Annotated in this window: 17 protein-coding genes; 5 read left to right on the forward strand and 12 right to left on the reverse strand. The window is 39.5% G+C overall.

Annotated elements, in window-relative coordinates; all coding sequences use genetic code 11:
• Nucleotides 1-4 precede the first annotated feature (4 nt).
• Nucleotides 5-1,264: a sensor domain-containing protein gene (locus F0527_RS13130; protein ID WP_190323492.1), complete on the forward strand. Its 1,260-nt coding sequence runs from the start codon at nucleotides 5-7 to the stop codon at nucleotides 1,262-1,264.
• A 68-nt stretch (nucleotides 1,265-1,332) separates the two neighbouring features.
• On the opposite strand, the gene F0527_RS13135 is transcribed toward F0527_RS13130, so the two are convergent.
• The 4 genes from F0527_RS13135 to F0527_RS13150 form a co-directional block, all read right to left on the reverse strand.
• Entirely contained in the window at nucleotides 1,333-1,767 is a 435-nt protein-coding gene (locus tag F0527_RS13135; RefSeq protein ID WP_150285200.1) for a GNAT family N-acetyltransferase, read from the reverse strand.
• Nucleotides 1,767-2,726: an EamA family transporter gene (locus F0527_RS13140; RefSeq protein WP_150285201.1), complete on the reverse strand. Its 960-nt coding sequence runs from the start codon at nucleotides 2,724-2,726 to the stop codon at nucleotides 1,767-1,769. Before F0527_RS13140 ends, F0527_RS13135 begins: the two co-directional genes overlap by 1 nt.
• Nucleotides 2,727-2,892: 166 nt before the next feature.
• Nucleotides 2,893-4,341 carry an MFS transporter gene (locus F0527_RS13145; protein ID WP_147197308.1) on the reverse strand — a complete coding sequence of 483 codons (1,449 nt, stop codon included), beginning with the start codon at nucleotides 4,339-4,341 and terminating at the stop codon, nucleotides 2,893-2,895.
• Nucleotides 4,342-4,638: 297 nt separating this feature from the next.
• Nucleotides 4,639-6,036, reverse strand: coding sequence for an amino acid permease (locus F0527_RS13150; protein WP_150285287.1), 1,398 nt, complete (start codon nucleotides 6,034-6,036; stop codon nucleotides 4,639-4,641).
• Between the two features lie 371 nt (nucleotides 6,037-6,407).
• Here F0527_RS13150 and F0527_RS17130 point away from each other — a divergent pair, with 371 nt between their 5' ends.
• Together F0527_RS17130 and rsgA are read left to right on the forward strand one after the other, a co-directional pair.
• Nucleotides 6,408-6,572: a hypothetical protein gene (locus tag F0527_RS17130; RefSeq protein WP_158512601.1), complete on the forward strand. Its 165-nt coding sequence runs from the start codon at nucleotides 6,408-6,410 to the stop codon at nucleotides 6,570-6,572.
• A 262-nt stretch (nucleotides 6,573-6,834) separates the two neighbouring features.
• Nucleotides 6,835-7,872 carry a ribosome small subunit-dependent GTPase A gene (gene rsgA / locus F0527_RS13155; protein WP_370454682.1) on the forward strand — a complete coding sequence of 346 codons (1,038 nt, stop codon included), beginning with the start codon at nucleotides 6,835-6,837 and terminating at the stop codon, nucleotides 7,870-7,872.
• Between the two features lie 151 nt (nucleotides 7,873-8,023).
• Here rsgA and kynB read toward each other — a convergent pair whose 3' ends face one another.
• The 4 genes from kynB to kynU all read right to left on the reverse strand — a co-directional run bounded on the left by kynB (nucleotide 8,024) and on the right by kynU (nucleotide 12,295).
• The gene (gene kynB, locus F0527_RS13160; RefSeq protein WP_150285202.1) at nucleotides 8,024-8,647 is read right to left on the reverse strand and encodes an arylformamidase; all 624 of its coding nucleotides are present in this window, start codon (nucleotides 8,645-8,647) and stop codon (nucleotides 8,024-8,026) included.
• Between the two features lie 62 nt (nucleotides 8,648-8,709).
• Nucleotides 8,710-9,549: a tryptophan 2,3-dioxygenase gene (gene kynA / locus F0527_RS13165; protein ID WP_150285203.1), complete on the reverse strand. Its 840-nt coding sequence runs from the start codon at nucleotides 9,547-9,549 to the stop codon at nucleotides 8,710-8,712.
• Nucleotides 9,534-10,895, reverse strand: coding sequence for an amino acid permease (locus F0527_RS13170; protein ID WP_370454683.1), 1,362 nt, complete (start codon nucleotides 10,893-10,895; stop codon nucleotides 9,534-9,536). The genes kynA and F0527_RS13170 overlap by 16 nt, the downstream gene beginning before the upstream one ends.
• 125 nt (nucleotides 10,896-11,020) lie before the next feature.
• Nucleotides 11,021-12,295: a kynureninase gene (gene kynU, locus F0527_RS13175; RefSeq protein ID WP_150285205.1), complete on the reverse strand. Its 1,275-nt coding sequence runs from the start codon at nucleotides 12,293-12,295 to the stop codon at nucleotides 11,021-11,023.
• Nucleotides 12,296-12,451: 156 nt separating this feature from the next.
• Here kynU and F0527_RS13180 point away from each other — a divergent pair, with 156 nt between their 5' ends.
• On the forward strand, nucleotides 12,452-13,078 hold the full coding sequence (locus tag F0527_RS13180; RefSeq protein WP_150285206.1) for a TetR/AcrR family transcriptional regulator: 627 nt from the start codon (nucleotides 12,452-12,454) through the stop codon (nucleotides 13,076-13,078).
• Between the two features lie 47 nt (nucleotides 13,079-13,125).
• Here the strand turns inward: F0527_RS13180 and F0527_RS13185 are convergent, their stop codons facing one another.
• Nucleotides 13,126-13,506 (reverse strand): hotdog family protein, encoded by a 381-nt coding sequence (locus tag F0527_RS13185; protein ID WP_150285207.1) that lies wholly within the window; start codon nucleotides 13,504-13,506, stop codon nucleotides 13,126-13,128.
• Nucleotides 13,500-14,117 carry a histidine phosphatase family protein gene (locus tag F0527_RS13190; protein ID WP_150285208.1) on the reverse strand — a complete coding sequence of 206 codons (618 nt, stop codon included), beginning with the start codon at nucleotides 14,115-14,117 and terminating at the stop codon, nucleotides 13,500-13,502. The genes F0527_RS13185 and F0527_RS13190 overlap by 7 nt, the downstream gene beginning before the upstream one ends.
• Nucleotides 14,118-14,273: 156 nt before the next feature.
• Here F0527_RS13190 and F0527_RS13195 point away from each other — a divergent pair, with 156 nt between their 5' ends.
• Nucleotides 14,274-15,512: an MFS transporter gene (locus tag F0527_RS13195; RefSeq protein ID WP_150285209.1), complete on the forward strand. Its 1,239-nt coding sequence runs from the start codon at nucleotides 14,274-14,276 to the stop codon at nucleotides 15,510-15,512.
• Between the two features lie 67 nt (nucleotides 15,513-15,579).
• Here F0527_RS13195 and F0527_RS13200 read toward each other — a convergent pair whose 3' ends face one another.
• Both F0527_RS13200 and F0527_RS13205 read right to left on the reverse strand, forming a co-directional pair.
• The gene (locus F0527_RS13200; protein WP_190323494.1) at nucleotides 15,580-17,643 is read right to left on the reverse strand and encodes a sensor domain-containing protein; all 2,064 of its coding nucleotides are present in this window, start codon (nucleotides 17,641-17,643) and stop codon (nucleotides 15,580-15,582) included.
• 445 nt (nucleotides 17,644-18,088) lie between these two features.
• Complete coding sequence (locus tag F0527_RS13205; RefSeq protein WP_150285211.1) at nucleotides 18,089-18,733, reverse strand: hypothetical protein; 645 nt, start codon at nucleotides 18,731-18,733, stop codon at nucleotides 18,089-18,091.
• Nucleotides 18,734-18,804 lie beyond the last annotated feature (71 nt).

Consider the following 18,804-nt stretch of genomic DNA (forward strand, 5'->3'; position numbering starts at 1 on the left):
ATTTATGGAAAAACATATATTAAGTAATGTTACTCTTCAAGCAGATGATGAAAGATATCGCAAGCTTGTGGAGCAAGTAAGTGATTGGATATGGGAAGTGGATGCTAATGGAGTTTATACCTACGCAAGTCCGCAAATTGAACAGATTTTAGGCTATACACCAGATGAAATAATAGGCCGAACTCCATTCGATTTGATGGAACCAGATGAGGGAAAGCGGATAGGACCCATTTTTCAGTATCACGTTGCGAACAAACTGCCAATTAACAGCTTAGAAAATATTAACTTGCATCGTGATGGCCATGAAGTCATTTTAGAAACGAGCGGCTCTCCTATTTTAAATGACGAAGGTGAATGTATTGGCTATATAGGGGTAGACCGGGATATCACTGAAAGAAAACTAATAGAACAAAAACAGAAACAGCTAATAGAAATTTTAGATGCTTCGCCTAGCTTTATAGCAACTTTAGATATCAACGGAAATAGCTTCTATTACAATCCAGCCGCACGCAACATCCTTGGCATTACGGAGAGAAATATTCAATCTGTAACGAGTAGATGGATGACTGATTTTATTAAAAACGAAGGCATTCCTACAGCAATAGAAAAAGGCTATTGGAAAGGTGAAACAACCATTATAAATGGTGATGGAATTGAAATTCCGGTTTCCCACATGCTAGTCGCTCACAAAACTGAAAATGGTACGGTGGAATTCCTGTCAACTATTGCACACGATATCACCGAAAGAAAAGAGCTAGAAAAGGTTATCTATAACCAAGCTCATTATGACCAGCTTACAAATTTACCTAACAGACGCTTTTTGCATAAAAAAATGGCAACTATCATTGAAGATACGACTGACAAGAAACGAGTTGCTTTCTTATTCATGGATTTGGATAATTTCAAAAGCATTAATGATTCGCTTGGCCATGAAATCGGCGATCAATTGCTTGTCATGACAGCTGCACACTTAGAAAGCTATGTAGAGAAGAACGATTTTATTTGCCGCTATGGTGGAGATGAATTTATTCTCATCTTAGAAGATATTTGGGATATAGAAAGCATAAAAGAAAAAACACAACGCATCTTAGAGGCCTTTAAGCAGCCATTTGAAATTGAAGGTCATACAATTAGTGTGACAGGCAGCATTGGAATTAGCGTTTATCCGGATGACGGTAAAGATTTTCTTTCTCTCATTACAAAGGCCGATAATGCTATGTATCGCATCAAACAAGACGGTAAAAACAACTTCTCTATAGAATAAAAAACGGGAATCTATTAGGTAGATTCCCGTTTTTACACTGTTTAAATCAAATTTTTTCCATACAACTATTAATAGCTATACTTATACACAATTTCCCCTTCGATTACTCTACCATCGCCTTTAAAGCCCAATTTTTCATACAGTGCTTTTGCTCCTTCATTCTCTGGCTCAAAGCTTAGATAAATCATATGATGAGCTGTATCTTCTTGGATTAAGCTCATCAGTTTTTTCATAGCAGCCTTCCCGTACCCTTTCCCCTGGTATTGCGCATCAATCATTAAACGGTAAATCCAATACTCTCCGTCATCCGCATCAATACAATACATAGTAAAACCGACTAGAACATCCTCAGCATAGATAGCTAAGCAAATACATTCCGGATAAGCTTTTGCCTGGGCAAGTGAAAATAAATTCGATGCCACAAAGTTTTTTTGTTCATCTGCCACTTTTAAATTAATGACATTCATAAAATTATGCCGATCGATATCTTTGAACGTAATCATTATTCCACATCACTCTTTTCATCGTAATTTGTTTCCGCAACTTTCTCTGCTTTAGAAGAAGGCTTCTTTTGAAATGCCAATAACAAAATCATTCCAAAAATACAGAGCGTTCCAACCCACTGAAAGATACCAAAGGGTTCTTTTAACCAAAATACAGTTGTAAGTACTGCTGCCAAGGGTTCTAAACTGCTAAAAAGGCTGGTTTCTTTTGGGGAGAGACTTTGAAGGCTTTCGATATAAAACCAAAATGCAATCATCGTGCCGAATACAATAACGAATAGCAAGTACATATATGCAACTGGGGAAAAACTTGAAAAGTCCATTTGCCACGGCGGATGAATCAAACTAAGTGCGACTCCGCCAATAATCATGGCCCAGCCAACAATCACCTGAGAATCAAACTGAGCAAGTAAAGGCACAGAATATAAAGTATAAAAGGCCAAAGCAAGCCCAGATAATAGGCCCCAAGCAACGGCAACAGGTGACACTGATAGATTGGATACTGATCCATTCGTCAGTAGTAAAAAACAGCCCATCAATGCAAGCAAAACAGTTACTGCATCATGTCGTGAAAAAACTGTTTGTCTACGGAGCAATAAGTAAAGAATAATCATTACTGGCGCTAAATACTGCAACAATGTCGCCACCGCGGCATTACCGTGTTTGATGGATGCCATGTATGTATATTGAACTGCAAGCATGCCGAGAAGCCCGAAGATCACTAGCCGAAGGGCACTCCATTTGTTTCGCCATACGCCAAAAACGTGGGAACGTGTACTTCTAAATGATTGCATCCCCAAAAGTAAGACACCTGCTACTAGTAGCCGTATCGTCACAAGTCCATTCACATTGACATGATATTGCTGAAATAATTTTTGTGAAACCGTGCCGCTAATCCCCCATAGCACTGCTCCGATAATGACAAGTATAAGGCCTTTGTTTCTATTCATTCCCTTCATAATCCCGACTCTCCAATTACTCTTTTAATCATACACTACTAATTTTTTGTTAATTCAGTTAATAACGCTAATGCTAACGTATCCTAGATGAAAATACAATAACAATTTGGTCGACATTTAATAAACAAAAAAAGGCAAGCAGACGATTCTGCATTGCCTTTTTTATTTAGGTACCTTCTGTTTTATTGTTCTCTTTCGCTTCAATGGTTTCATCCTTCCACCATAAAGCCTCTTCCGGGTCTTGTCTCAGAACATCCTTGAAATCCTTTTTTGTATCGACCGTTGGGTATGAACCTTTTAGGGCAATCCCAGAAGTGCTAGTGAATAACCATGTAAATACAATCAAGCCAATCAAGCTGACGACGACTAAATAAATAGCAGGTGAGAGAGTATTATTGGTCGCATGAACAAGATATGAAGCTAAAAGCGGGGTCGTTCCTCCAAAGATGGAGACGGAAATATTGAACGATACTGCTAATGCACGGTAACGAACATCTGTGAAAAATAATGATGGCAACAAAGAAGGCACTGTACCTTCGTAACAGCTTAAAAACAGGCCGAGCAGCAAAATGGAAACAAAGACGAAGCCTATTCTGCCTGTTCCCATCATCCAAAAAGCTGGGATGGCAAAGATTAATAAGCCAATTAAGCCGATTTGCACAACTTTCTTGTTGCCTATACGGTCGCTAAGCCGTCCGAAATATAACGCAAGCGGAATCATTAGCACCATTACAATAAGCAAAATAATTAACCCAGCCGTTTGATTAATCTTCAGCGTCTCAGTCAAATAAGATGGGATGTAAGATAAAATCATATAGTTGGTAATATTATAAAAGGCAACTATCACTATGCTTAACAGTAAATCCTTCTTGTAATGCTTCACAATATCCTTAAAGGTTGGCTGTGATGCATCCTCCTGCGCTTGTTCCATCTCCTCAAAAACTGGAGATTCTTCTAGATGGCGACGAAGATACAAACCAATCAGCCCGATCGGTGCAGCAATCAGAAACGGCAATCGCCATCCCCAGGAATTCATTTGGTCATCAGATAAGAATACTGTCAGTAAAGTCACAATGCCTGAGGCTGCAATATAGCCGACGAGAGTACCAATCTCAAGACCACTTCCCCACCTTCCTCGCTTCTTATCAGGGGAAGATTCTGCAATATATACCATGGCGCCAGAGTACTCGCCGCCTGTGGAGAAACCTTGAATCATACGGGCAAGCAACAATAAAATGGGTGCCCAGACACCAATTTTTTCATACGTAGGTAATAGACCGATAATCAAAGTTGAAAAGGCCATCATAATAATGGTGACGCTTAATACAATTTTTCTCCCATGAAGATCACCTATCCGCCCAAAGATAATTCCCCCAATTGGCCGCACGAGGAAGGCAACAGCAAAAGTACCAAACGTAAAGATCAATTGCAGACCACTGTTACCTACACCTGTAAAAAAGAGTTCACTTAGCGTAACAGCCAAATAAGCATACAGACCAAAGTCAAACCATTCCATCGCATTTCCAATGCCCGTCGCTACTACTGCTTTTCGTGTTTTTTTCGAATTTACAACATTAATATCGCCTGGCTCTATTGTTAAATTGTCCTGATCCACATAAACAACTCCTCTTCGGTAAATAATCTTTTATAAAAGCATTTAATTAAGCAAGCGCTATATATGTTTTTATATTGCCCTTTTTTAAGAAATTTATCTTTCAGTATAGATGTTTTTAAAATAATCAATGAAGCATGTAGTACTTTTTTAATTTCTACTCTCTCCTTAGTTTTTATCTGCTCGCTCATATCTCTCCCCAACTCTTTTTATAACCGATTATTTTCAACTCAAACCCACCATCCATTCAAAATAAAAAAATCTCCAACCTCCGAAGAGATTGAAGATTTTACATGTCAGTTAGACAGTCATTGTTTTATTTTCTTTCAATTGCAGTTGTTGTTCGCCTACACCTAAGTTTTCACGTTTCTTTTTAATTTTGAAATGATAAATCAGATAGCATGCGATAACAAATGGTGTGCCTAGATACAGTGCCAGCCGTTGTTCAGAATCAAAGGCAAGGCTGAGCAATACAATACAATTTAATGTTAACGAAACAATCGGAACAAGTGGGAACAGTGGTGTTTTAAATTTAAGATCCTCTACTTTACCACCCTCGCGAATAAATTTTCTGCGGAATGCAATTTGTGAAGCGGAAATAGAAATCCACCCAACCTGAGCACCTAATCCAGCGACCGACAATAGCCAAACGAATACCGTTTCTTCTGCAAAGAATCCTGAAAGTAAGGATAATAACGCAATGCCAATTGTTAATAAAAGTGCATTAATTGGAACGCCACGTTTATTTAACTTTGTCAGTGCAGGGCTTGCCATTTTCTCAGTAGACATAGCATACAACATACGTGTTGCAGCATAAATTCCTGAGTTTGCAACTGATAATAATGCTGTTAGAATGACAAAGTTCATTATATCTGCAGCATATGGTATACCGATACTATCAAATACGACAACAAACGGACTCTCTACCACACCTGCTTGCTTCATTGGAATCAAGCTTGCTACAACAAAGATAGCTAATACAAAGAAAAACAGCGTACGCCAAACCGTTTGCTTGATTGATTTTGGAATCGTCTTCTCTGGCTCTTCACTTTCACCCGCAGCGATCCCGATTAACTCTGTTCCTTGGAATGAGAAGTTAACAGCTATCATTGTAATAAGCAGTGCACCTATACCATGCGGCAAAAAGCCGTTTGCTGTGAAGTTACTCAAAAACGGTGCAGCTTGTCCACCTTGCATTGGGACTAAACCAAAAATCGCTGCTCCTCCTAAAACGATAAACGCAATAATAGCAAATATCTTAATACTCGCGAACCAGAATTCAGTTTCAGCAAAAGCTCGGGCCGAAAGCGCATTCAATGAGAATAATACAATGGCGAATATAGCGCACCATATCCATACTGGCGAATCTGGAAACCATCGTTGCATCAGCTGGCCAGATGATAGCAACTCAAGCGCAACTGTAACAGACCAGCCTAACCAATAAAGCCAGCCCAGTGCAAAACCTGTGCCAGGACCAATAAATTTTGTTGTATATGTTTGGAACGAACCAGAAACCGGCATAGCGACAGATAACTCACCTAAACATAACATCGTTAAGAACATGATAAATCCGCCAACTAAATATGAAAGAATAGCACCAGCCGGCCCTGCCTGGCTAATTGTATAACCGGAGCCTAAGAATAAACCCGATCCGATAACTCCCCCCAGTGATATCATAAACAAATGCCGTGCTTTCATCGTTCTTTGTAATCCTTGATTTGTGTTGCTCCCCTTTAATTCATTCAAACTTCTTCCCCCTGTCTCCCCTTGATGAATAGCCACTCATTTTGGCTACTAAAAATATAATCGAATTATGTCGCATACGCAATATATTTTTGCAATATTATTAATCTTTACTACTAACAGATTTTAATTACCCCTCGGTGTACGCTTGAAAACCACTTACCCTTGCTTTTTTCTTCTTTAAAAGCGAAGCGGATATAATATTACTCCTAATGCTATTAACAATGAATACATAGAATATAGAATCATTTGTTTTCCCTATCTTTCGTCGCCAATGGCTGTGTGATAAAGTTAATACCAAATTAGTAGAGACGGAGGTTCCTATAATGAAGGATTTCCATTGCTGTGCAACATGTCAGCATTTCAAGGCGGAAAGAGTAGCAGAAGGAATGAAATATTATTGCTCAAGGCTTGGTTATGAAACCAAACCAGCATATAAATTTGATTGCTGGGATCCAAAGGAACATATTATTAAATTAATGAATAAGTAACACAAATATTTTTCTAAACATTTTAAATAATTTATTTTTTATTGACGTTGTTCGTTTTTTCTGTTATCTTTGAGATAACTTACAGAAGGAAGGTGATTTATATGGTAACGATGAATAAGGTTATTGCACAAATGAACGGGACCATATATTCACCTGCCATGCCAATATAAATTAGGCATGTTTATTCTGTTATGCGCGGTGAAGCATGGTTTCCGTTCTCGGACCATGCTTTTTATTTTGCAAATAACAGGAGGAATATGCTTTGAATCAATTAAACGAATACGGTTGGAATAATATACGACAAGATGAATGGAAAAACAATTTTGAAAAGGCGGAACGAAATTATGTTCCAGGCCGTGTAACATTAGAACATAAACGGATGTATAGAGTGGTCACAGCAGAAGGAGAATGGCTATCCACCTGTTCAGGCAGCTTTACACATGCTGCAGCTGAACGGCGGGATTTCCCAGCAGTCGGTGACTGGGTTGCTGTGGAACAGATGCCAGGCGAGGAAAAAGGCATCATCCATTCCCTTTTGCCAAGGACTTCCCTCTTCTCTCGTAAAGTTGCAGGAATGGCCATCACCGAACAGATTATTGCCGTCAACGTAGATATAGTGTTTCTCGTAACGTCTATGAATGATGATTTCAATGCGCGACGGTTAGAGCGCTATTTAGTGGCTGCCTACGATTCTGGTGCATTGCCGGTTGTCGTTTTAACTAAGAAGGATGTTTGTGACTATCCTGAAGATTATATAGATCAAGCAAAACAAGTGGCTATTGGCGCGGATGTCGTCGCTGTTAGCTCAAAAACGGGCGAAGGTATTGATACACTTTCTGATATGCTACAAAACGGTAAAACAGCAGCTCTTCTGGGATCTTCTGGTGTTGGAAAGTCATCGCTTATCAATTCTCTTTGCGGAGAGGCCCGGATGGCGGTCCAAGACATCCGCGAAGATGATGCGAAAGGACGCCATACGACTACACATCGCGAATTGATTAAAATGCCCGCTGGCGGTATCTTGATTGATACACCTGGAATGCGAGAATTTCAGCTTTGGAATGAAAACGATAGTGTAGACTCTGGTTTTAAAGATATTGAGTCGCTTGCCAACCAGTGTCAATTCCGTAACTGCAATCACCATTCCGAGCCAGGATGTGCCATTCAAAAAGCACTCGATGAGGGTGTTTTAGAGAAACAGCGTTATGCGAACTATTTAAAACTCCAAAAAGAATTGGCATATCTTGAGCGCAAAGCTAATCAAAAAACACAACAAGGCAAAAGAAAAACTCGCAAGTAACTGCGATGCAGACTATATAAAAAAGGCCACCCATACAGACAGAGAAGACTAACTGTGTTTTCTCTGTCTGTATTTTTTTGTGTTTAACATATAAAAGAAGGACCCTTTGCTATAGACATGCAAAAAGATCCTTCTTAATTTTAAATACTCACTACAGACGCTTCACTACTGCGCGGACTGGACTACCATCTGCTTCTGCTAGGGAAAGCGGTAATGCAGACAGCTCATAATCCCCTGGTTCAATTTGGTCTAACACCAAGCCCTCTAGTATGTGAATGCCATGTTTTGTTAATTCATGGTGAGATAACAGCTCTTTGCTATCAATCGGATCTACGGACGGCAAATCTAGGCCTAGCAAACGAATTCCTTTATCCCCCAAATAAGAAGCAAGCTCCGGCTCAATCTCTGGGATTGCCGTAGGAAACACGCTTCGATCCGGCCAGACATCCGTGCGAATCAATAAACGGCTGACTCCCTCTAAATCTACACCAGCGAGTGCTTCTATCCCAATAGAAGAGGGTACTGGCAAATGAATGATACGGGCTTTCCCAATGTACACATTCACATCAAGCTCTGAGACTTTCTTTCCATCATTATCAAAATGGAATGGTGCATCAATATGTGTACCTGTATGAATGCTCATTGTAATACGGCCAACATTGACTGACCCGCTTTCTTCTTTGCTCCAATTCACCTCATACGTAAATGGCGTATCACCTGGCCAAACTGCCGTCTGTTGATTTAGTGGCAATGAAATATCAATCCACGAATCCATCTGTATTTCTCCTCCTCATTCTCTTGTTCACTGTTTCTGCATAAAAAGCTCCTTAAAATACCTTACAGCTTTGTGCGTAAACTCAGTAGCTCAGGGAAGAATTGGTGATCCAATACCTTTTTTAAATAATTGACGCCGGATGAACCGCCTGTACCCATTTTGTGGCCGATGATTCGTTCAACAGTTGTCATATGGTTGAAACGCCAAAGCTGCTGCTGATTGCCGATATCCACCAGCTTCTCTGCCAATTCATATAAATCCCAGTACTGATCTGTATTGCGGTATACTGTCAGCCATGCTTCTTCTACACTTTCATTCGGTTCATAGTTTTGTGTCCAATCACGATTTAACGCTTTTTCATCCACTTTTAAACCATGCTTGGTAAGCGCTGAAATGGCTGCATCATAAATGCTCGGTTCCTTTAAAGACTTCGTTAGCAATGGATAAACCTCTGGCTGATGTTCATAAACCGCAAGCGTGCGGGCGTTTTTATTTCCAAGCGCGAACTCAATCAAGCGATTTTGGTAGGATTGAAATCCAGAAGAATGTCCCAACTTATCACGGAATTCCATATATTCGGCAGGCGTCAACGTGGAAAGAACACTCCATGATTGAATAAGCTGCTGCTGAATTCTAGAAACGCGCGACAGCATCTTGAAGGATGGTTCTAACTCGTTCTTTTGAATACACTCAATCGCCGCATGTAGTTCATGCAGAATGAGCTTCATCCAAAGCTCACTCGTTTGGTGAATAATAATAAACAACATTTCATCATGGTGGTCTGAAAGCCGATGCTGACCTGTCAAAATTTGATCAAGGCGTAGGTAATCGCCGTATGACATCTCCTTTTCAAAATCCAATTGGATGCCCTTTTCTAAATTGTTACTCACTGAGTTTTCCATTCTAAATCCTCCTCGTCGTCTTTCGTGTTCTCTTGCTGTAATGGCGTATTTTCATTTTTACGCTGGAAAAGAAAATAGATAACGCTTAAAAAGGCGAGCCATGGAATACCAAATTGAAGCAGTATTTTAAATGACGTAAACCAGGTAGTAATCATTAAGCTGACCAAGAGAATGGCTCCTAATGCTGTCAAATACGGAAAGCCGATCATCTTCACAGGCAATTGACGACCGCCTGCTCTCTCCCATTTCTTACGGAAGAATAAGTGCGATACAAAAACCATGAACCAAGTAAAAATGGCGCCAAACATGGAAATTCCCATCATGAATGCATAGGATGTCCCTGGGAATAATCCACTTACAACGGCCGCCATGATGATACCCATCGCTGAGATCCCCAGAGCATATAACGGTACGCCCTTTTTGTTTAATTTACCAAAAACTGCTGGCGCTGATTTTGCCCGAGACAAAGAAAATACCATCCTTGTTGATGCGTATAATTGGCTGTTCATCGCAGATAAAGCAGCTGTCAAAATAATAAAGTTCATAATGCCAGATGCACCCGGGATATTCAATATCTCCATTACTTTCACGAAGGGACTTTTATCAATGCCCGCACTTTTCCAAGGAACAATCATCAGCATAATCGCTAAGGTAATGACATAAAAAGTGGAAAGGCGGAATACTGTCGCTTTCAATGCCTTGGGTACAGCCACATCCGGGTCCTCCGCTTCTCCTGCAGTAACCGCTATCATTTCTGTTCCTAAAAAGCTAAACAAGGAAATAAATACAGCAATCCAGACGCCTTTTAAACCAAATGGAAGGAATCCTCCGCTATCCACAAGGTTTTGCGGTCCTATTGTCGAAGAGCCGCCAGATGGCCCGAGCAAGATGTACGCCCCCAATAAAATAAAACCGATGATTGCGCTAATTTTAATCATGGAAAACCAGTATTCAAACGTTGCGAATGTATTTACGCTCGTTGCATTTACATAAATCAGCACTACACCAAAAAGCAGAATCCAGACCATGCCCGGCACGTGGGGAAACCAGTACTTCATATAAACAGCAATGGCACTTACTTCTACTCCAACAGCCAGCACATTTGCGATCCAGTAGGAATACCGGACAAGATAGCCTACGAAAGGATGAATGTATTTCTCTGCAATCAACCCAAACGAACCTGATGAAGGATGGGCGACAGTCATTTCAGCTAAGCACCCCATAAGCAACAAAATGATAAACGCGCCCAATGCATAACTGAGAAGGACGCCGGGACCTGCCGTACTAATGGCGAGCCCACTCCCTAGAAATAGCCCCGTCCCAATTGCACATCCCATCGCAATCATTGTCAGTTGCCTGGTTTTCAGCTCCCTCTTTAAACCTTTTTCCATATGAATCCGCCTTTCCTTTACAGGTTAGTCATAACACTGTGGTATTCCTTATTCATTCCAACATATATAAATCTGACAATCTATGCAACTGTTTCTCGCTCATTGGTAAACTTCTCATATTGCTTCTCATCCATAATCTCTTTTAAAATCTGCACTACATTCCACACATCCTCGAATGATGTATAAAGGGCAATCGGTGCAAGGCGAATCACATTCGGAGCACGAAAATCTGGAATAACCCCATGTTCCTTCAGAGATTTGCAAATACGGGCAGCTTCCGGATGCTCGAGACAAACATGGCCGCCGCGACGGACATCATCACGGAGATTTCCGATTTCAAAACCAAAATCAGCTAGTTCTGCATCAATTACCTCCATGAAGTATTCATTAATTTCGAGTGATTTCTTTCGGATCTGTTCCATCCCCGCTTCTGCAAACATTTCGAGTGAGCCTAAAAGCGGTGCCATGCTCAACACATGCGGTGTCCCGATTTGATAGGCGCCGGCAGTGTCTGCAGGAGTAAAGGTATGCAAAAGGTCAAATTGAACATCTTTTCTCGAACCAAACCATCCAGCCAAGCCAGGCTCTGCACCAAAATGCTTCCGGTTTACATACAAACCGCCCACACCCCCCGGGCCTCCATTCAAGTATTTATAGTTACACCAGTAGGCAAAATCCACATCCCAGTCACTAAAAGCATGCGGAATCGAGCCAACTGAATGACAACCGTCAAAGCCAATTAAAATTCCTCGTTTATGCGCTTCTTCTGTCAATCTTTTCATATCCAAAAGTTGACCGCTGCGATACTGCACAGTTGGAAGAATCACTAATGCCACTTCCTCGCTCATTGCAGCAATAATATCTTCCTCTTCAATTGTACGGCCATCCCTACTTTTCACTTCGATTAAATGATGTTCAGCATCAAAGCCATGAATGCGAAGCTGGCTTTTCAGGGCATATATGTCTGTTGGGAAATTCAGTTCATCCGCAATAATTTTTGTGCGTTTCCCCTCAGGCTGATAAAAAGTTGCTACTAATTGATGCAGATTGACCGTTGTTGAACCGGTGACAATCACTTCATCTGCTCTCGCCCCTACTAGCGGCGCCAGCATTTCTGCTAATCTCTCAGATAGTTCAAACCACGGATGTTGGCCTTGTGTCCATCCGTCGATACCGTATTTTTTCCAATCCTCCACTGACTCGAAAAGCGTACGCTCCGCCCTTTTTGAAAGTAAACCCAAAGAGTTCCCATCCATATAAATAGTACCTGGTTGAAGATAGAATTCTTCTCGGAATCTTCTTAATGTATCTCTTTCATCTAGTTGTTTCGCGTATTCTAAAGTTGACTTTGTCATTGTAAATCCTCCCTCTTGTCATCTTTTTAAAAGACTATACCAATAAATATGACATCACGTCAATATTATATTCTGAAAATTTATACTATTATACATCTTTCCTTTTAAAGTATTTCTTTATATGCTAATGTGAAAGAATATGAGGAGGCATATCTGATGACTAACAAAGAAGAGGTTCAAGACAAACGCCATTTACGTTCTATCAAAACAAAACAAAAGCTCCTCCAAGCTGCTCGCGAAATATTTCTAACAGTAGGCTTTCAAAATGCAACCATTTCCCAAATTATAAAAAAAGCAGAGGTCGGCTATGGCACTGCCTACGTCCATTTCAGCGGGAAAGAAGAAATTCTCATCGTCTTAATGGACCATGTAATGGAAAAGTTCTATCAAATAGCGGAAGTTTCATTTTCACCCAATTCAAAGGAAGAAGCACGCGATATTATCCTTTCACAGGCAATGGATTTTTTGAAAATGGCTGAAACGGAACGTAACATGCTGCAATTGTTCGAGCAAGCCATTGGCATTTCGTCCTCCATTTCAACAAAGTGGAATGCTATCCGCGAAAAGTTCATCCAACGAATTTCAGAGGATATTGCATACGCTCAAAAATACGGACTAGCCAAAGCAGAACTCAACCACAAGCTTGTAGCCCGCAGCTGGTTCTATACAAATGAAATGTACCTGTGGGAAATTGTCCGCAATGAACAGCAAGGTACAGTGGAAGAGATCGCGAAAACTATCACGGCTGTTTATACAGGAGGACTCTACCAAACGAATGAATAAAGAAAAGTGTCCCTGCGTAATCACGTCTGGGACACTAGGCTTGCTCATTATTCTGTTAAAATAACACCAGAAAAGCTGCCACTCAAAACTTGTTTCTCCAACTGATTGGTGCAAAGAAAACTCGCCAATATAGCGATCCTGTTTGCATGATCCGGCTCTGCTTTCTCAATCTTTACCTGGCACTGAATCGTATCCTCAGTAAAGACAGGCCTGTAAAACTCAAAGTTCATCGTGCGTGCCAGTACATTATATTCTCCACCTATTTTTGTGGGCATAGTAGCAGTCAGCAAACCTTGAACCACCACTCTTCCAAGTTCATCAGGCTGTGTATGATGGTCGCCCTCATCAATGGATAATGCTGTGAACATCTCTACATCTCTCTTCGTAAAAGTCCGTTCAAAATGGATGATGTCTCCTGTTTTTAACAATGTATATCCCCCTTATATAGGTGCTCCAGATTATTCATGAACTTTACTGCACGTGTATCTCCCTTTAATTCAAGCAAATGAATTCCTGTATCCCCCGTGTGGAATTGAAATTTCGACTGAACTGGCAGATTGAGATAGGCCTCCAGGAAATTCGAAATCAGCATCCCATGGGATACGAATGCAATTCTTTCTGATTCCTTAAAGTCGTGTGTGATTTGGTGAAATATCTTCTCAGCCCGATAACGTAACTCGATTGCTGATTCCCCATCTTGTATTGGAATATGGGCTGGCCTTCCCCCTGATGGCAATGGATATTTCACGGCTGCTTCCTTCCTTAAAAGTCCTGCTAAAACGCCATTATCAAACTCTCTTAATTCATCAAAATAACTAATCTCACAACCAATCGCTTCTTGTAAAATTTCAGCTGTACGACTGGCTCTTTTCAACGTGCTTGCCAAGATAATGTCCGGTGGAAAATGTTCCTGTACATGACTAGCCATTTTTCGAGCCTGATCTTCTCCCAGTTCGGTCAAGTTATAATCAGCTCTTCCTTCGTGCACCTCCAGAATATCCGCCTCTGATTGTCCATGCCTTATGACCAATAATTCCATTCCCATCCGCTCCCCTTACCACTTTACTAATTTTGTTATACACATTCAGTCTAACGTCCATTGATTTTTCAGTCTATTTTAAAATTTTTGTATTTACAATTTTTATCAGCCGCATTATATTTAGATTAACGAATTATTAGAAAGGCGAATTATATTATGTTGCGTGAATCCATTACTTTTTTCAAGTCGTATAACCGAAATATTAAATTACTATTGTTAGGAAATATCTTTATCCAAATTGGTTTAGGCATTACAGCGATTATTTATAATTTCTATATTCGGTCACTAGGCTATGAAGATACGATGAACGGGCAGGTTATCTCTCTCACATCACTTGCCACGGCTTTATTTCTTTTGCCAGCCGGCATAATGGGCGATCGTAAAGGCAGAAAAAAAATACTGCTCTTTGGCCTTGCCGCAGCAGGTATATTTATGCTGCTACGATCCGTTTTAGAATCTGCGAGCCTTTTATTAAGCATCGCCTTTTTATTAGGTGGAGCTACGGCATTTTTTCAGGTTATGGTGATTCCCATGCTTGCAGAAAATTCAACAGTAGATCAGCGGGTACATTTATTCAGCTTTCACTTTGCCATTACCACAGCGGCGAATGTTATCGGCAACTTGTTAGGCGGTTTTTTAACAGATGTATTCAAACTACTTGTTGAAGATATTACCGCTATTCGCTTGGCATTGTTGATTGGCTCCATCATTTTTGCAAGTGCCATGATTCCTTTCACTAAATTAGCAGAGCCTTTAAAGGATGCTGAACAGCCGCCTTTATTAAGGGAACCGATAGGTGCCGGAAATCGCAAGATAATCTTAATTTTTTTCCTTTCCCAACTATTGATTGGAACAGGTTCTGGTCTTGTCATTCCCTATTTGAATCTATATTTTGCGGACCGTTTCCATGCATCCAACTCAGCGATTGGCCTAATTTTATCCATTGGCCAAGCAGGAACCGCCATCGCTATGTTTGTAGGACCCGCAGTGGTCAAGAGGTTCGGCGAGGTGAAAGCAGTTGTGCTTTTGCAAATGCTATCTCTACCTTTTTTACTCATCACAGCTTTCACCGGAAACCTATTTGTAGCATCGATTGCTTTTCTATTTCGGCAAGCCCTTATGAATGCAGGTAATCCCATTCAAATGTCTTTGATGATGTCGTTAGTGAACGATCGTTCTAAAGGCGTTGCTAATTCTGCAAACCAGATGGCCTTCAACCTAGGATGGGCTTTTATGGGCCCTGTTTCCACAACACTGGTTGTCACTTATGGCTCTTACTGGGGCTATGCAGCTGTTTTCAGTATTACATCCTTTATCTATTTCATCGCAACTCTATATTTCTTTTTTGTATTAAAAGCTTTTACAAAAAAGAATACTCAAGTTGCCATGAGCTGAGTTTTAAAAACACCTTATTGTTTTGCTTCAAAAGCTAAACAATAAGGTGTTTCATTTTTCAAATATTTCATTCGTTTATAGATTGTTTAAGAGTTTGCAACTTCCCTTCATATTCACAGACTGGAAGTGGTGGTGAGAAGTAATACCCTTGGATGTCATAGCAGGATAGGTCGCTTAAGAAATCAATTTGTTCCCTCGTTTCGACTCCTTCTGCAATCACATTCAGCTTCAGTTGTTTTGCCAGGGAGATAATCGTCGCAATAACCTCCGCATTTTCTTGGTAATCATCGATAAAACTTTTATCAATTTTTAAACGGTTGATCGCCAATTTATGCAAGTAGCTGAGTGAACTGTAGCCTGTGCCAAAATCATCAATCGATAGTTCAAAGCCCATGTCAATGAGTTCATCAAAACGTTCATTTACATTAACCCTGTCTCTTAGAATAATCGATTCTGTTAATTCAAACTCAATATACTCACTGCTTATTTGATATGTTTCCAATGCTTGTTGCAAAAAAGGAATTAAATCATCACGATAAAATTGCACTGATGATAAGTTAATTGACGTTCTCGGCACTTGGTTTCCTTCATCAAGCCATCTACGAATTTGTCCGAAGACTATCTTGATAATTTCTCTTTCCAATTCAATGATGAGCTGCGACTCCTCCGCTATTCTTATAAATATATTCGGTGGAATATAGCCGTATTTCGGATGCTGCCATCTTGCTAGGGCTTCTGCTCCAATCATACGATTGCTTTGGCTATTAAATTTCGGCTGATAATAGACCATAATCGAATGATTTGTTAACGCATCTCTCAAATCATTCTCAAGCTCGAGCCTATTTAACACATGCCCAGTCATTTCTTTGCTGTATCGAATATAGTTGTTAGCACCATTTTCTTTCGCCTGATACATGGCTAAATCTGCGAAAATGAATAAATCCTTTAGCGTAGTTGCATCTTCTGGGTAGCAGGAAATGCCAATGCTACAGGTAATCTGGAATTCATTGTCATGTACCTTAATAGGCGAAGAAAAAGCCGATAGAATTTCTTTTGCAAGCTCTTCTATATCATGCTTTTGGGGAATAAAAGCTAAAAACTCATCTCCCCCTATTCTTGCAAGTAGGCTATCTGAAGGCATTAACTCATTTAAACGAGCAGACATTTTTTTTAATGCCATATCTCCGTACTTATGTCCATAATTATCATTAATTCGTTTAAATCGATCAAAATCAATATAGATTAAACCAAAGTGCGCATTTTCTTCAATTGTCTGACCTACTCTTTTTTCCATGCTTCGTTTATTCGGAAGATCTGTTAGATCATCATGATAAGCAATATATGTAAGCTTCTCCTGTGCCCTTTTCTGCTCTGTAATATCCTGTACAATGCCATAGGCGCCAATGGTCATATGATCAATAATCATTCTGACCGCCGTTATGGAGACATCTGCATAGCTGCCATCCTTACGTAAGAGCTTTGATTCTGTCAGCGTCACTTTGCCATTAATCACTTCTTTAAATAATTTGGACATGTTTTTTTCAGGCTCATTGATGAGCGCTTGAATGGACATACCTGATAATTCCTCAATACTGTATCCAGACAAACGAGATGCCTCTTCATTCACATCTTGAATATTGCCTGCTAAATCAACCGAAAAAACAGCATCCGGATTATGATTGAACAGCGATTTATATGACTCCACATTTTTTTTGAGAATTACTTCACCAAATAAATCTGGAATAAGCGTTAAAAAGATGTTAGCTCCAATTAATAAGATAAAAGGCAAAAGAATGAACTGTTGCTCTTGCTGTCCTGCATGTACACTTGAAAAATCAAAAAATGATATCAATGTGAGATATGGAATAATCCCTAAGGATATACCAGCCATTAAACAACCGATATACTTCCATTTTGTGTATAGACTATATATCTCTTCTCTCGTAATCTGAATTAAAAAACGTACTAAAGAAAAGGACATACCGAAAATCAGCAAACAGGCCATTGCTACAAAAACAGGCTTCATTTCTATGTATTGATGATATAAAACAGTAAATGCACCATAGTCTGCAAATATAATAAACAATCCTAATGACAGACTTGTAGCAATGTATTGTATCTCTGTCTCCATTTCCCTTTGAGCCCCATATAAAGACACAAAGGCACCGATACAGCTAAACAAAAAATTCAACAAAAAGTAGCCGTATTGATTAGCTACCGGAGCACCAACCGAAAAGACTATTAACAGGTTCGCAAACCAAAAAGTAAAGCCTAAAATAAATGAGTAAAGAATCATTTTTTTAAATTTATATATAGTGATTCTTAGTTTTCTGCTAAATTCAACGGCAAGGTAGCAGCCTAAAAAAGAAAGGCAAATGGTCAATAATACACTATAAACATTAAAAAAGTAGAACGAAGAATTTACCATGATATTTAAAATCCTCTATTTTTTATAAGTATATATAATTATACAATGACCTAATTTTAAATGTAAACAAATAACTTTATTACTATTTTAAATAACCATCATAGAGACTATTTTCACAAAAATAACATTTCATCTTTATGGCCTTTAACTAAAAAATACGTGTTTTATGTTTGTCACTTATCTTAAAGTGAACTTCATTTGAAGTCCCACTTTCTATGTACTCGGACAAGTCGGAAACATCAAGCAACTCTTTAAGATGAACTCTTTTTTTATGGTTGGGTTCTAGTACAATCCTAAAAGGCCCGTTTATATTCATTACTGATGACTCCATCGGTTCTGTACTTTCATCTAAAAACTCTAATTCAATGATGACTCTTTTACTGCTGTGATTATACAGTGAGAGATCACACTTCCCTTTCAATAGCTCATTAATCGGGGATTCAAAATTACAGGTACCCTTTCCATCGTATGAAACTGCAGCAATTCCGCTTGCGATTGTCTTCTGATAGACTGCAATCAAAGGCAACGGCAAAAGAGAATATATAATAACAACTACTAGAATTGTTCGTATATGATATTTTCTCAGAGACCGGGCGAACAAAATCATAGCTATAACGAATAAAATTGTCCCTACAATGCCCATCAAAACATAACCATTTTCATTCTGAATAGGAAAAGACATAAAGACCGAACGAGCTCCAAGCTTTTTGTTATTTGGAAATGGAAAAAATAAACTCATACAAATTACTAAAAGAATACAGGCAGCGATGAAAGATTTTTTGTTTTTAATCATTTGGATTTTCTCCTTATTTATTATTAAATTGGTATGTACGTAACCTGTTATTTTTATTGTGCAAAGGGAAA

The organism is Rummeliibacillus sp. TYF-LIM-RU47 (assembly GCF_008638315.1).
GTDB lineage: Bacteria > Bacillota > Bacilli > Bacillales_A > Planococcaceae > Rummeliibacillus > Rummeliibacillus stabekisii.